The organism is Micromonospora cabrerizensis (assembly GCF_022230955.1).
Taxonomy (GTDB): Bacteria; Actinomycetota; Actinomycetes; order Mycobacteriales; family Micromonosporaceae; genus Micromonospora; species Micromonospora cabrerizensis.
Window position 1 is genome coordinate 1 of sequence record NZ_JAKKFI010000001.1, and the last position, 13858, is coordinate 13858.

The window sequence follows — 13858 nt, forward strand, 5'->3', positions numbered from 1 at the left end:
ACTCATGCCGGCACTCCGCTTCGCTGCGTGCCGCCATGAGGCACCATCGCACTGAGCCCGATGATTCGTTCGCTGTGCTCACTCATGCCGGCACTCCGCTTTCAATCCGTAGCTGCCGGCCGATCGTACCGGTCGGGGTGACGTAGCCGACATCCCGCCCGCCGCCGATCGTCGGGGCGTACCGTCCGGGCAGCTCAGGTGGCCGCGGCGTCGGCGGCGCGCTCGCGGGCCTCCTGGCGGTCCAGGTCGCGGTCGACCCGGCGTGCCTCGCGCTCGGACTGCTTGATCCACTGGACCACCAGCACCGCGAGCATGGTCACACTGACGAATTCGCCACCGGCCCAGAGGATGCCGCCCGCGACCACCTGGTCGGCCTTCGGGTCGGACCAGGCGAGGTTGAGCGACGGGTACCAGTCGCCGCCGAAGAGCGTGGTGCTCTGCATGATCGTGAGACCGAGCACGGTGTGGAACGGCACGGAGAGCAGCATCAGCAGCGCACGTGCCGGGTACGGCCAGCGGCCGGGCAGCGGGTCGAGCCCGAGCAGCGGCCAGAAGAACACGCAGCCGGTCATGATGAAGTGCGCGTGCACCAGCTCGTGCGCCCAGGCGTGTTCGAGGGTGAAGCGGTACAGGTCACTGAAGTACAGCACGAACGGGTTGACCACGAAGATGGCGAACGCCACCAGCGGGAAGCTGTAGACCCGGGCGACCCGGCTGTGCACGATCGCCAGCAGGCGCTTGCGGGGCCCGACCGGCAGGGTGCGCAGGGCCAGGGTCATCGGCGCGCCCAGCGCCAGGAAGATCGGCGCCACCATGGAGAGCACCATGTGCTGGATCATGTGCACGGACAGCAGTGCGGTGTCGTACGCGTGCAACCCGCTGACCGTGACCAGCGCGATGCCGCCCAGCCCGGGGCCGAGGAAGAACACGGTACGGGCGATCGGCCACCGGTCACCCCGCAGGCGCAGCCGGTACACCCCGTAGAGGTACAGGCCGGCGGCGAGCACCAGGCCGAGGGCCAGCCAGCTGTCCAGCCGGGTCTCGGTCAGCACCGTGCCGACGGTGAACGGCGGCGGGGCCGAGGTGGCGGCGAGAATCGGATCGACGTGCAGCACGCTTTTCAGGCTAGGCCAGGCGAACCGGACCCTGACGGTCGGGCCACGGAAGGCGCAGGTTTGCCACCCCGCTGATCGGCGGCCCCGGTCAGGGGCAATAATGACGGCGTGACTGCGGCCCCAGCCATTGACAAGAGCCGGATCCACTCTCTGACCCGACCGAACATGGTCAGCGTCGGGACGATCGTGTGGCTCTCCAGCGAACTCATGTTCTTCGCGGCGCTGTTCGCGATGTACTTCTCGATCCGCGCAGCTGCGCCGGAGCAGTGGGAGAAGCACACCGAAGCGCTGAACATCCCGTACGCGACCACCTTCACGGTGATCCTGGTGCTGTCCTCCGTGACGTGCCAGCTCGGCGTCTTCGCGGCGGAGAAGGGTGACGTGCACGCGCTCAGGCGCTGGTTCACCGTCACCTTCGTGATGGGCCTGATCTTCGTGCTCGGCCAGCTGAACGAGTACCGGCACCTGGTCGCCGACGGCGTCAAGATCAACGAAGACGGTTACGGGTCGGTGTTCTACCTGACCACCGGCTTCCACGGTCTGCACGTGACCGGCGGCCTGATCGCCTTCATCATCTTCATGGTCCGCACGACCATGGGCCGGTTCACCCCGGCGCAGGCGACCTCGGCGATCGTCGTGTCGTACTACTGGCACTTCGTCGACGTCGTGTGGATCGGGCTGTACGCCATGATCTACTGGCTTCAGTGATCTTGCGCGTCACATTCCGCGCTGCTGCTCCGTCCCCTGAGACAGGTCCAACCGGTTAAGGACACCGCTCATGACTTCTGACAACGACCGCCGACGCGGTCTGCTTGCGCGGTTGCGCGAGCGGCCCGCCGCGCGCAGCAGGGGCCGCCGCCGGCTGGGCGCCGCGGTCCGGCTGATCGCCGCGCTGATGCTCGCCGGTGGCGCCTACACCGTCTTCGCCCCGGGTGCCCAGGCGCAGGACAACCCGCAGCTGACCGGCGCCGCCGCCGAGGGCAAGGCGCTGTTCGACGTGAGCTGCGTGACCTGCCACGGTCGCAACGCCCAGGGTGTCGAGGGCCGCGGGCCGAGCCTGATCGGCGTCGGAGCGGCCTCGGTCGAGTTCCAGGTCAGCTCCGGGCGGATGCCGCTGGCCCGCCAGGAGGCCCAGGCCCACCGCAAGCCGCCGGTCTTCACCGACGAGCAGACCCGTCAGCTGGCCCAGTACGTCCAGGAGCTGGGTGGCGGCCCGGTCGTGCCCGACGGCGACGACCTCCGTGAGGACGGCAACATCGCGTCCGGCGGTGAGCTGTTCCGGATCAACTGCTCGCAGTGCCACGCGTTCGGTGGCGGCGGCGGTGCGCTCTCCTCGGGCAAGTTCGCCCCGAGCCTGCACCCCGCGACCGACCGCCAGATCTACGCGGCGATGCTGAGCGGCCCGCAGAACATGCCGGTGTTCGGCGACAACCAGCTTCGGCCGGAGCAGAAGGCCGACATCATCGCCTACATCCAGGAGACGCTGAAGCACGACCAGGACCCGGGCGGCTTCAACCTCGGGCGGTACGGCCCCTCCACCGAGGGCCTGGCGATCTTCCTGGTCGGCATCGTGGCGCTCGTGTTCGCCAGCCTGTGGATTGCGGGCAAGTCGTGACCGAGCGGATACTCCTAATCAGCGCTGTGGTGCCGCTCGGCGCCACCCGTAGCGAGGTGACGGCATGAGCACCCACACCGAGCACCAGGCCTCGCAGGGCCCGGAGCCGCTCGACGTGAACGACCCCAAGCTGACCCGGTTCGACATCGTTCGTGAGGGCGCGCGTCGGGACGACATCGAGATCGTCCACTACGAGCCGCAGGTGCTGCCCGGCACCAAGGCGGAGCGTCGGCTGACCCGGGTGGTCGCCGGCTTCTTCCTGCTCACCGGTCTGGCCGCGACCGCCTTCATGGTCATCTACATCGCCTGGCCGTGGCAGTACGAGCCGGGCCGGGGCGGCGACAAGTTCTACACCCCGCTGCTCGGTTTCACCCTCGGCATCGCGCTGCTCGCCGTCGGCTTCGGCATCCTGACCTGGGGCAAGAAGTTGCTGCCCAAGGAGGTCTCGATCCAGGACCGGCACGAGGGGCAGGTGGACTCCGAAGGCCGCACCATCACCGGCCAGACCATGCTCTACATGGCGGACGAGCTGGGCGTGAAGCGTCGCCCCCTGCTCGGCATCTCGCTGCTGGCCGGTCTCGCGCCGGTCGGCGCGGTCCTCGCGGCACCGCTGGTCGGTGGTCTGATCTCCCAGCCGCACAAGAACAACCAGATGTTCACCACTGGGTTCGCCACCGCCGAGGGCGGCGAGCGGATCCGCCTGGTCCGCGAGGACGGCCGGCCGGTCCGCCCGGCGGACATCAGCGCCGGTGGCCAGCTGACCGTCTTCCCCGGCATCGACCACGGCGTGAGCAACAAGCACGCCGACTCGCCGACGCTGCTGATCCACCTCCGGGACTCGGACGCGCAGGAGTCGCGTCGGGCCAACGAGAAGATCGGCCACGGCGACTACATGTGGGGCAACTACGCGGCCTTCTCCAAGATCTGCACGCACGCAGGCTGCCCGGCCAGCCTGTACGAGCAGCAGACCAACCGGCTGCTCTGCCCGTGCCACCAGTCCCAGTTCCTGATCACCAACAACGCCAAGCCCATCTTCGGCCCCGCCAGCCGGCGGCTGCCACAGCTGCCGATCGAGGTGGACTCGGAGGGCTTCTTCGTGGCGAAGTCCGACTACACCGAGACCGTCGGGCCTGATTTCTGGGAGCGGCCATGAAGCGTCGAAAGTTTGACCTTGCGGCGACGCCGGGCAAGGCCGCGGTGGGAGTGGACGACCGCTTCGCGGTGGCCACGCCGCTGCGCAAGCTGCTGAACAAGGTCTTCCCGGACCACTGGTCCTTCCTGCTCGGCGAGATCGCGCTGTTCTCGTTCGTCGTGCTGTTGCTGACCGGTGTCTTCCTCACCCTCTTCTACGAGCCGGCGATGACCGAGGTGGTCTACGACGGCAGCTACGCGCCGTTGCAGGGCACGCCGATGTCCGCCGCGTACGCCTCCAGCCTGGACCTGTCGTTCGACGTCCGCGGTGGTCTGGTGATGCGGCAGATGCACCACTGGGCGGCGCTGCTGTTCATGGCCGCGATCGTCGTGCACATGCTGCGGGTGTTCTTCACCGGCGCCTTCCGCAAGCCGCGCGAGACCAACTGGATCATCGGTTCGCTGCTGTTCTGGGTCGGCTTCCTCGCCGGCTTCACCGGTTACTCGCTGCCGGACGACGGCCTGTCCGGCACCGGCCTGCGGATCGCCTCGGCGATCATGCTGTCCATCCCGGTGATCGGCTCCTGGGTCACCTCGTCGATCTTCGGCGGCGAGTTCCCCGGCACGATCATCATCAGCCGGTTCTTCATCGCCCACGTGCTGCTCATCCCGGGCCTGCTGCTCGCGCTGATCAGCGTCCACCTGGGCCTGGTCTTCAAGCAGAAGCACACCCAGTGGCCCGGCCCCGGCCGGACCAACAACAACGTGGTCGGCGAGCGGATGTTCCCGCGGTACGCGCTGAAGCAGGGCGGCTTCTTCATGGTCGTCTTCGGCGTCATCGCGCTGATGGGCGGCCTGTTCCAGATCAACCCGATCTGGCTGTTCGGCCCGTACGAGGCGTGGGTGGTCTCGGCCGCCAGCCAGCCCGACTGGTACGTCATGTTCCTCGACGGGTCGACCCGACTCATGCCGGCCTGGGAAATCAACATCCCGCTCGGCGACGGGTACGTGATTCCGCCGCTGTTCTGGCCGACGGTCGTGCTGCCCGGCATCCTGGTCGGCCTGTCGACCATGTACCCGTTCCTGGAAGCCCGGCACCTCAAGGACCGCAAGAGCCACAACCTGCTCGAGCGTCCCCGTGACGCTCCGGCCCGGACCGCGGTCGGCGCCATGGCCGTCTCGTTCTACGTGGTCCTGACGCTCTCCGGCGCCAACGACGTGATCGCCGACAAGTTCCAGATCAGCTTGAACGCTATGACCTGGGCCGGCCGGGTCGGTCTGCTGGTGGTCCCGCCGATCGCGTACTACATCACGTACCGGCTCTGCCTGGGTCTGCAACAGCACGACCGGGAGGTGCTCGCGCACGGCGTCGAGACCGGCATCATCCGGCGCATGCCGGACGGCCAGTTCGTCGAGGTGCACCAGCCGCTCAGCGCGCAGAACGGGCACGCGGACGGTCACGGCCAGCTGGAGTACGTCGGCTGGGTCGTACCGAAGAAGATGAACCGGCTGGGCGCCCTCGGGCCGGCCATCCGAGGCTTCTTCTACCCGATCGAGAAGCCCGCCGAGGCGCCGGTCTCGCCGGGGCACCCGCCGGTCGAGGCCCGGCCCGAGCGCGAGGAGATCGGCAGCGGCGAGAGCCGCCGCTGACCGCCCGATCGCACCGTTACGTGGCGCCCGCCGGATTCCGGCGGGCGCCACGTCGTATCCGCAGTCGCCGCCCATCCGAGGCGGAGTCGGACGACCGCGGCGGGACCGGTCGACCCCGCGCGACGGGCGATCGCAGGAATAACCCCGGTGAGCCGGGTATCCGTGCGGTCCAACGTCTCAAGGGGGGGAAGCATGTTGGGTATCAAACGCCTCGGCCTGTTGGCCGCGCTGGTACTGGTCGGTGTCGCGCCGGCTGCGGCCGCGCAGGCCGCGGCACAGCCGTCGACGCAGGACACCCAGTACCTGCAGGCGGTTCACCAGGTCAACCTGTTCGAGATCACCGCCGGTGACCTGGCCCAGCAGAAGGGTCAGGACCAGGGGGTCAAGGACCTGGGTGCGATGCTGAAGACCGACCACACCCAGCTGGACCAGACGGTGCAGCAGACCGCGTCCCAGCTCGGTGTGGAACTGCCGAACGAGCCCAGCGCCGATCAGCAGGCGGTCATCGACAAGCTGAACAACGCCAGCGGTGCGGAGTTCGACCGGCTCTGGGTGACCAGTGAGCTGGCCGGTCACGTCCAGGCCATCCAGGCCACCCAGACGGAGATCTCGCAGGGCTCCGAGCAGTCGGTGGTCCAGTTGGCACAGACTGCTCTGCCGACACTTCAGGCGCACTACGACGAGCTGGTGCAGCTCGCCAACCAGTTGGGCATCCCGGTTCCGCAGACCAGCGCCAGCGGTACGCCCAGCCCGGGCGGCACCGGCACTGAGTCGCCGGCTCCGGGCGGCACCGGCACCGAGTCGCCGGCTCCGGGTGGCAACACCGAGTCCCCGGCTCCGGGCGGCGGCACCACCGAAACGCCGGCTCCCAGCGAGAGCTGACGTAGCGACAGCAGACGGCCGGTCCACCCGCGCGGTGGACCGGCCGCCGTGCGTGCGGGTCAGTCGGCGCTGGCCAGCCCGATAGCGAACGCTTCCTCGAGGTCGGTCTGCGAATACGCCCGGAACGCGATGTGCGACTCGGTGTTGAGCACGCCCGGCACCTTGGAGATGCTGCCCGCGATGACCTGGGCGATCTGGTCGAACTCGCGGACCCGGACGATAGCGATGAGGTCGACGTGCCCGGCCACCGAGTAGACCTCGCTGACGCCGGGAAGGTTGGCCAGGGTCTCCGCTACCTCGGGGATCGCATCGGTGGCGCAGTCGATCAGCACGATCGCGGTGATCACGGGACATCTCTCCGTTCGTCGGCGTCGTCGCCCATGCTAGATGTTTCGGTCGGGAACTGGAGGCGGGAGCCGTCGGGCCTCAGCCGTGCGCGGTGCGGGGCACGGTGAGGTCGTCCCCGGCCCGGATCGCGTCGTGCAGCCGCTCGCCGTCGCGCACGGTCGCGCCCGGCCAGACCACCGCGCGGCGAACATCGCCGCCCACCCGGGCGCCAGCGCCGACCACCGACTCCACGCAGTGACCGGTCACTGTGGCCGACGGGTCGACGAGGACGCCACCGGCCGCGGCATGCAGGTTGGCCGCCAGGTAGTCGGCCGGGGTGCCGGTGTCGTAGAAGGTGCCCGGGAAGGGCACCACCTCCAGGGCGCCCGCTGCCTCGGCGGGGCGCCACACCGCGTGGACCAGGTCGGAGACGACGACCGGCAGGTCGCGGACCAGTCGCCAGGGCAGAAGCGAGAAACCGGTGAAGCAGTGCCCGGAGAAGGTGCCCGGCGCCGCCGGGTCCGCGGCGGGCTGACCCAGCAGGCGTACGGTGTGCCCGTCCCAGCCGTCGAGCAGAGCGGCCACGTCCGGGCCGGGCGCAGCCGCCGGATCGGCGAGGTACGCGTCGGCGTTGCCGACCAGCACCGGCCGCCCGTCGATCCAGTCCCGCAGGCGGGCGACCCCGCCCGCGGTGCCCAGCGGGTCACCCGGCTCCACCGACAGGTGCGCGCGGTCGCCGACGTGTGCGACGACCTGGTCGCCGAGGTAGCAGGCGTTCACCGCGACCCGGCCGGGACCGGTCAGGCCGAGCCCGGCCAGCCGGGCCAGCGCGAGGTCCAGCAGTGGCACGTTGCCCACCGGGCAGAGCGCCTTGGGGACCCGCTCGGTCAGCGGGCGCAGCCGGGTGCCCTCGCCGGCGGCGAGCACCACCGCGCACAGCTCCGCCGGCACACCGGCCGTGCCGGTCACGGCAGGTTGTCGGGCACCGGTGGCGGGAACTGCCCGGCCAGCGGCCCGATGTCGTAGTAGGCGAGCAGCCGGGCCGTCGCCCAGCTCAGCTTGGGCAGGTCGTCCAGCGGGTGCCAGGCGGCCTCGAAGACCTCCGCGCCGTCGACCGCCAGCTCGGTGGTGGACGCCGGCACCTCCGTCTCGAAGACCATGTCCACCCAACCCTTGGCGTGCACGATCGCGTTCGGCACCGCCGGGCGCAGTCGGGACGGGGGGAGCCGGATGCCGGACTCCTCGAACAGCTCGCGGGCCGCTCCCACCACCGGGGGCTCGCCGCGGTCCAGCAGGCCCGCGGGCAGTGACCAACCCCGGCCGGGCGGCTGGCGCAGCATCAGCAGACGACCCGCGCCCGTCGCCTCGCTGTCGCGGACCAGGGTGACCGCGCCGACGATGTACTTGGGCACGGCCAGCCGGACCAGGCGCCGACGCACCGGCAGCGGCAGCCGGTAGAAGGCCTGGTAGAAGATGGCCCGACCGGTGGCGCGGGAGCGGGGGATCATGACTCCAGGCTAGTGGTCACGAATGTCCCTCGGACGCGCCGGGGCCGGACCGGTCACTGTCGATGGTCGACCAGGTCGATGAGCTGGCGTACAACGGTGTCGGGTTCGATCACCCGGTCGAAGACCGCGACCAGCAGGGTCTCCAGGTCGGGATAGCCCAACTCCTCGGAGAGGCGCAGCAGTGGCAGGTCACTGGCGAGGCCACGGTTGTGCTGACGAAGGGCCAGCCCGATGGTGGCCCGCCCGAGACGGACCTTGTCGCTGATCGTGATGCCTGGCTCGGTGTGCTCGGCGAACCACCTGTTGATCTGCATCTGCGCGTGCGGCGACTTGACGAAACTCAGCCACTCCCGGCGGGGGCCGCGCGGCGCGACACCGGCCTCGAAACCGTTGTCGCCGTCGTTCTCCGTGAAGATCTCCACCACGTCGCCCTCGTCCAGCTCCGAGCTCAGCGGGGCCAGCCGACCGTTGATCCGGGTGGCGAGACAGTGGTCGCCCCGCTCGTTGCCCAGCTCGTACGCGAGGTCGACGGGCGTCGCGCCGGCCGGCAGCACGATCTGCCGCCCCTCGGCGAAGACCTGGATCTGGCCCTCGGCGAGGTCGCACCGCAGCGATTCGAGGAACTGCGCCGGGTCGGCCGCACCCGGCTCCCAGTCGAGCACCCGGCGCAGCCAGTCCAACTGCTCGGCGCGCGCCGCGGCGCTGCTGGCCCCCGAGCGGGGAAAGCGGAAGTCGGCGGCGATGCCGTACTCGGCCGCGCGGTGCATCTCCTCGGTGCGGATCAGCACCTCGACCGTGCGGTCCTGCGGGCCGCAGACGCTGGTGTGCAGCGAGCGGTAGAGGTTGTTCTTGGGGGAGGCGATGAAGTCCTTGAAACGGCCGGGGATCGGCCGCCAGGTGCCGTGGATCGCGCCCAGCGCGGCGTAACAGTCGGTGGGCGGGCCGTCGACCACCACCTCGATGCGGGGCAGATCGTACGGGGCCGTGTGCTCGCCGGCGATGGTGTCTTTCCAGATCGAGTAGAGGTGCCGGGGGCGAGGGCTCACCTCGGCGTCGACCCGGCTGCGCTTGAGCGCCCCCTTGGCCCGGGTGACCACCGAGTCGAGGTACGCGTCCCACCCCGGCCGGTCGTGCACGTGCCGGGCCAGCCGGGCGTGCTCGTCGGGCTCCAGGTGCAGCAGCACCACGTCGTCCAGCTCGCGCTTGAGGGTCTGGATGCCCAGCCGGTCACAGAGCGGGACCAGCACCTCCTGGGTCTTGCGGGCGATCCGTTCCCGGGAGGACGCCGAGCGCACCCCGAGGGTGCGCATGTTGTGCAGCCGGTCGGCCAGCTTGATGATCAGCACCCGGACGTCCTTGGCGGCCGCGACGATCATCTTGCGGATCGTCTCCGCCTCGGCGGCCTTGCCGTAGAACGCCTTGTCGAACTTGGTCACCCCGTCGACCAGGTGGGCCACCTCACCGCCGAAGTCCTCGGAGAGCGCCTGGAGGGTGTAGCGGGTGTCCTCCACGGTGTCGTGCAACAACGCCGCGACCAGGGTGGTGGTGTCCATCCCCAGCTCGGCGCAGATCTGCGCCACCGCGAGGGGATGGGTGATGTACGGTTCCCCGCTCTTGCGGAACTGCCCGCGGTGCATGTTCTCCGCGATCGTGTACGCGCGTCGCAGCACCGCGGGGTCGGTGCCGGCGTGGATGCCCCGATGGGTGCGCACCAACTGGGTCACCGGATCGGAGTCGGTGGTCGGCCAACTGAGCAACGACCGCAGCCGGCGGGCGAGCGGCAGCTCACCAGGCTGTGTCGGCAGGGCGCCCCCCAGGGCGGCGCCGTGTCCGGCGTCGACGTCCACGAGGGACACCTCCTCACCCCGGCTCCGCATCGCCGAAACCCGGCGGCGGGGAGCAGGCCCACGAATCGGGCAGGACTGCACTTCTCTAACAGCCTAAGCGAGTCGACGTAGTCCGATCGGTCAGTTGGTCATGAGCGTTCGGTCGAGAGTTGGTGGGACGCGCCGTTCTCGGCCTTCGCCAGCAGGTCACGGAACCGCCCCGCACCACCGGCCGGGGAGGACCAACCGGAGGACATCTCCACCAGTCGGGTCTCCGGTCGTTCCAACCAGGACAGAATCCGCTCGGACTCCTCGGCGGTGGCCGCCGGCACCGGACCGTGCCCGCCCGACACCGTCTCGGCGGTAGCCCGGATGGTGGTCAGGGTGGGCCGCGGGTGCACGCCCGGCGGGGACACCCCCGCACCGGCCAGCCGGCCGTGCCGCACCAGCGCCAACTCCCAGCCGCCCCGGGCGGCCGGCCGTGCCGCGGCCAGCTCCACGATGCCGGTCAGCGCGGCCAGCCGCTGCATCCGCACAGTGGCCCGCAGCACCGCGGCCAGCCGGGACCGCAGCACCGCCGCGTCCTCGTAACGCTGGTCACGGGAGAGCACGTCGATCCGGGCGAGCAGCGCGTCCACCACCGGCTGCGGGTCGCTGGCGGTGGCGGTGCGGAAGGGCGCGGCCGCCTGGTGGTCGTACTCCTCGGGGGTGATCTTGTGCTCGCACGGTGCCGGGCAGCGACCCAGCTCGGCCAGCGCGCAGGCCGGCGTGACCGTGCGCAGCGAGAGCCGGTGCGTGCACTGGCGCAGCGGCACCGCGTCGTGGAAACCGGCGGCGGCCAGCTCCGCGGCTCGGCGGGAGGTGAACGGCCCGAGGTACGCGGTGTCGGTGGGGGAGAGGTCGCGGACGATCGACAACCGAGGGTACGGACCGTCGGTCAGCTTGAGCCAGACCATCCGCTCCGGGTATTTCGACCGCCGGTTGTACGGCGGTGCGTGCGCGGCGATCAACCGCAGCTCGCGGACCTCCGCCTCCAACGAGTGCGCGCACTCCACCGCCTCGACCCGCTCGGCCGCCGCCAACATCTCGGAGATCCGGGCGCGCTTCTCCCCGGCGGTGAAGTAGCTGCGCACCCGGGTGGCGATGTCGACGGAGGTGCCCACGTAGAGCGGGCGGTCGTCGGCGGCCCGGAAGATGTAGACCCCGGGGACCTTCGGCAGCCCCTCGGCCAGGTGCCGCTTGCGTCGCTGGGTCGGGGTGACCGCCCGGGCGAACTCGATGGCGTCGCCGACCGTGTCGACCCGGTGCCCGCCGAGCCGGCCGATCAGCCCGTGCAGCACGTCGACGGTGGCCTTCGCGTCGTCGAGCGCCCGGTGCGTGGGCTGGGTATTGGTGCGAAAGTAGGCGGCCAGGGTGCCGAGCTTGCGGTTGGGCACCTCGTCGCGGGTCAGCACCCGGCGGGCGAGCGCCGCCGTGTCCAGAACCCGGGGGTTGGGCCAGCGGTAGCCGTGCTTCGCGCAGGCGGCCTTGAGGAAGCCCACGTCGTACGGGGCGTTGTGGGCCACCAGCACCGCGTCGGCGATGAACTCCAGGAAGCTCGGCAGCACCTGCTCGATCGGCGGCGCCGGCAGCAGCATCGCCTGGGTGATCCCGGTCAGCACAGTGATGAAGGGTGGGATCGGCTGCCCCGGGTTGACCAGGGTGGCGAGCACGCCCAACTGCTCACCACCGCGCACCTTGACCGCGCCGATCTCGGTGATGCCGCCGCCGTCCGGCGCGCCGCCGGTCGTCTCCAGGTCGACCACCACGAAGGTGGTCGCATAGAGCGGCAGCGCCGGGTCCACCCCACCCACCGCCGGGTCGAGACCCGCCAGCGACTCCTGGACGTACTCCGCCTGTGCCATCGGCGGCACGCTAGCGTGTCGGTCCGACACTCCCGTCGCAGCCGTCTCACCAGTCACCATGGGGCTAGGATGAGAGATCGGCTCACTCACCGGGCGGTGGGCCCGGTCGCGGTGGGAGACTTGCCACATGCCCCTCGCCGAGCCGCACGACGACCACCTCCCAAAGGAGGATCAGGTCGCGCTCGACGGGGCCTTCGGCAACCCGGACGACAACGTAGTCAGCGAGACATCCGGGACATCCGGCCCCACGGCAACAGGCGACGGCCCGAGCGTCCAGTCGGAGTCGGCCCTGCCTGAGTCGGCCTTGCCCGAGTCGGCCTTGCCTGAGTCGGCTCTGCCTGAGTCGGCTCTGCCTGAGTCGGCCTTGCCCGAGTCGGTCCTGCCCGAGTCGGTCCTGCCGGAGCCGGAGCCGACCCTGCCCGAGCCGGTCCGGCAGCGGATCGTGACGCTGACCGCCGCGGTGCTGCCCACGCTGCCCGCCGACGAGGTGCCGGTGCCGTTGCGCCGGGTGGCCAAGTTCGCTCCCAACCGGCGGGCCCGGCTCGGCGCGCCGGTCATCGCCGCCCAGCTCACCGCAGACCCGCTGTTCCGGCAGCGGGTCACCGCCCGCGTCCTGGCCGACGCCGGTGACCTCGGTGCCGCCGTCGTCGAGGGCACCGCCCCCGCCGCCGCCGACCCGGTCGAGGTCGCCGCGCTGGCCTACCTGGCCCGGCCGCGCGGTTGGCGGGAGCTGATCGACGCCAGTGGCGCCGCCGTTCGCGCCGAGGCGGACAGCGCGGTCGTCGCGGAACTGGTCCGGGAGGCCGAGCAGCGCGCCACCCGCGCCGAGCACGACCGGGCGGTGGCCCGGGTCGAGGCGGAGAAGTTGCGCGACGAGCTGGCCCGCGTCCGCGAGGAGCTGGGTCAGCTCCGTGAGGAGTCCCGGCAGGTGGCCCGTACTCTGCGGGAGACCCAGGCCCGCGAGCGCAAGGCCACCGAACTGCTGGCCACCGAACGCGGCCGGGCCGCGCGGGCCAGCGCCGACGTGGACGCCGAGCTGCGCCGCGCCCGGGCCCGGCTGGCCGAGGCGGAGGCCGCCGCCGGCGTGGCCCGGGCGAGCGCCAAGGAGGCGCGCTCGGTCGACGACGCCCGGCTCTGGCTGCTGCTGGAGACCATCGGTCAGGCCGCCGTCGGCCTGCGGCGGGAGCTGGCCCTCGACCCGGTGGACAAACTCCCCGCCGACTTCGTCGCCGACGCGTTCGCCGAGCAGCCGGGCACCGCCCCGGCCAGCCCCGCCGCACGCGCCCGCGACACCGACGACCCGGCCCGGCTCGACCAGCTGCTCGCGCTGCCCCGGGCGCACCTCGTGGTGGACGGCTACAACGTCACCAAGCGTGGCTTCGGTGACATGTCCCTGGAGCAGCAGCGCAAACGCCTCATCACCGGGCTCGGCGGGATCGCCGCGCAGACCGGCGACGAGATCACTGTCGTGTTCGACGGTGCCGAGCGGATGCACGGGCTGCCGCCCGCGCCGCGCGGCGTCCGGGTGCTCTTCTCGCGCAAGGGCGAGACCGCCGACGAGCTGATCCGGCGGCTGGTCCGTGCCGAGCCGTCGGGTCGACCGGTGGTGGTGGTCTCCTCCGACCGCGAGGTCGCCGACGGGGTACGCCGGCACGGCGCCTACCCACTGGGCGCCGACTCGCTGCTGCGGCGGCTCGCCCGCTCCTGAGGGCATCTCGCAGGGGTCGCTGCCACGAGGCTCGCCGCGGCCCTGTCGGACGGTGTCGCACGCGGTCCTCTCGCTAGATCGACACGGGTTTCTTGAAGTCGGGGCGTCCGGCCGGGCGGGATGGCCCGGTTTCGCGGAACTGGAGTGGATCTCACCCTCGAACGACCGGTCGGTGCGGTTCTGTCGTACCCG

Annotated in this window: 12 protein-coding genes; 6 read left to right on the plus strand and 6 right to left on the minus strand. The window is 71.0% G+C overall.

Annotated features, from left to right (window positions below; genetic code table 11):
• Window positions 1–194: 194 nt before the first annotated feature.
• Entirely contained in the window at window positions 195–1115 is a 921-nt protein-coding gene (locus LADH09A_RS00005; protein ID WP_372492193.1) for a cytochrome c oxidase assembly protein, read from the minus strand.
• A gap of 108 nt (window positions 1116–1223) precedes the next feature.
• Between LADH09A_RS00005 and ctaE the strand changes: the two genes are divergently transcribed.
• The 5 genes from ctaE to LADH09A_RS00030 all read left to right on the plus strand — a co-directional run bounded on the left by ctaE (window position 1224) and on the right by LADH09A_RS00030 (window position 6393).
• Complete coding sequence (ctaE, locus tag LADH09A_RS00010; protein ID WP_238642380.1) at window positions 1224–1823, plus strand: aa3-type cytochrome oxidase subunit III; 600 nt, start codon at window positions 1224–1226, stop codon at window positions 1821–1823.
• A 70-nt stretch (window positions 1824–1893) separates the two neighbouring features.
• Window positions 1894–2730: a cytochrome bc1 complex diheme cytochrome c subunit gene (gene qcrC, locus LADH09A_RS00015; protein WP_238642382.1), complete on the plus strand. Its 837-nt coding sequence runs from the start codon at window positions 1894–1896 to the stop codon at window positions 2728–2730.
• 64 nt (window positions 2731–2794) lie between these two features.
• Window positions 2795–3883 carry a cytochrome bc1 complex Rieske iron-sulfur subunit gene (gene qcrA / locus LADH09A_RS00020; protein ID WP_238642383.1) on the plus strand — a complete coding sequence of 363 codons (1089 nt, stop codon included), beginning with the start codon at window positions 2795–2797 and terminating at the stop codon, window positions 3881–3883.
• Entirely contained in the window at window positions 3880–5511 is a 1632-nt protein-coding gene (gene qcrB / locus LADH09A_RS00025; RefSeq protein ID WP_238642385.1) for a cytochrome bc1 complex cytochrome b subunit, read from the plus strand. The genes qcrA and qcrB overlap by 4 nt, the downstream gene beginning before the upstream one ends.
• Window positions 5512–5703: 192 nt before the next feature.
• Entirely contained in the window at window positions 5704–6393 is a 690-nt protein-coding gene (locus LADH09A_RS00030; RefSeq protein ID WP_238642386.1) for a DUF4142 domain-containing protein, read from the plus strand.
• Between the two features lie 59 nt (window positions 6394–6452).
• On the opposite strand, the gene LADH09A_RS00035 is transcribed toward LADH09A_RS00030, so the two are convergent.
• The 5 genes from LADH09A_RS00035 to LADH09A_RS00055 form a co-directional block, all read right to left on the minus strand.
• Entirely contained in the window at window positions 6453–6740 is a 288-nt protein-coding gene (locus LADH09A_RS00035; protein ID WP_088949449.1) for an Lrp/AsnC family transcriptional regulator, read from the minus strand.
• Between the two features lie 79 nt (window positions 6741–6819).
• Window positions 6820–7689: a nucleotidyltransferase family protein gene (locus LADH09A_RS00040; RefSeq protein WP_238642388.1), complete on the minus strand. Its 870-nt coding sequence runs from the start codon at window positions 7687–7689 to the stop codon at window positions 6820–6822.
• Window positions 7686–8228, minus strand: a complete 543-nt coding sequence (locus LADH09A_RS00045; RefSeq protein WP_088949447.1) for an NUDIX hydrolase — start codon at window positions 8226–8228, stop codon at window positions 7686–7688. Before LADH09A_RS00045 ends, LADH09A_RS00040 begins: the two co-directional genes overlap by 4 nt.
• 53 nt (window positions 8229–8281) lie before the next feature.
• Window positions 8282–10075 carry a RelA/SpoT family protein gene (locus tag LADH09A_RS00050; RefSeq protein WP_238642574.1) on the minus strand — a complete coding sequence of 598 codons (1794 nt, stop codon included), beginning with the start codon at window positions 10073–10075 and terminating at the stop codon, window positions 8282–8284.
• 128 nt (window positions 10076–10203) lie between these two features.
• Window positions 10204–11958 (minus strand): DEDD exonuclease domain-containing protein, encoded by a 1755-nt coding sequence (locus LADH09A_RS00055; protein WP_238642391.1) that lies wholly within the window; start codon window positions 11956–11958, stop codon window positions 10204–10206.
• 349 nt (window positions 11959–12307) lie between these two features.
• Between LADH09A_RS00055 and LADH09A_RS00060 the strand changes: the two genes are divergently transcribed.
• Window positions 12308–13666 carry an NYN domain-containing protein gene (locus LADH09A_RS00060; protein WP_372492195.1) on the plus strand — a complete coding sequence of 453 codons (1359 nt, stop codon included), beginning with the start codon at window positions 12308–12310 and terminating at the stop codon, window positions 13664–13666.
• The last annotated feature ends 192 nt before the right edge of the window (window positions 13667–13858 follow it).

Bases quoted from the DNA above. Each gene is read 5' to 3' on its own strand.
- qcrC (WP_238642382.1), top strand. From the start codon at position 1,894: ATGACTTCTGACAACGACCGCCGACGCGGTCTGCTTGCGCGGTTGCGC.
- qcrA (WP_238642383.1), top strand. From the start codon at position 2,795: ATGAGCACCCACACCGAGCACCAGGCCTCGCAGGGCCCGGAGCCGCTC.
- qcrB (WP_238642385.1), top strand. From the start codon at position 3,880: ATGAAGCGTCGAAAGTTTGACCTTGCGGCGACGCCGGGCAAGGCCGCG.
- LADH09A_RS00030 (WP_238642386.1), top strand. From the start codon at position 5,704: ATGTTGGGTATCAAACGCCTCGGCCTGTTGGCCGCGCTGGTACTGGTC.
- LADH09A_RS00045 (WP_088949447.1), bottom strand. From the start codon at position 8,228: ATGATCCCCCGCTCCCGCGCCACCGGTCGGGCCATCTTCTACCAGGCC.
- LADH09A_RS00055 (WP_238642391.1), bottom strand. From the start codon at position 11,958: ATGGCACAGGCGGAGTACGTCCAGGAGTCGCTGGCGGGTCTCGACCCG.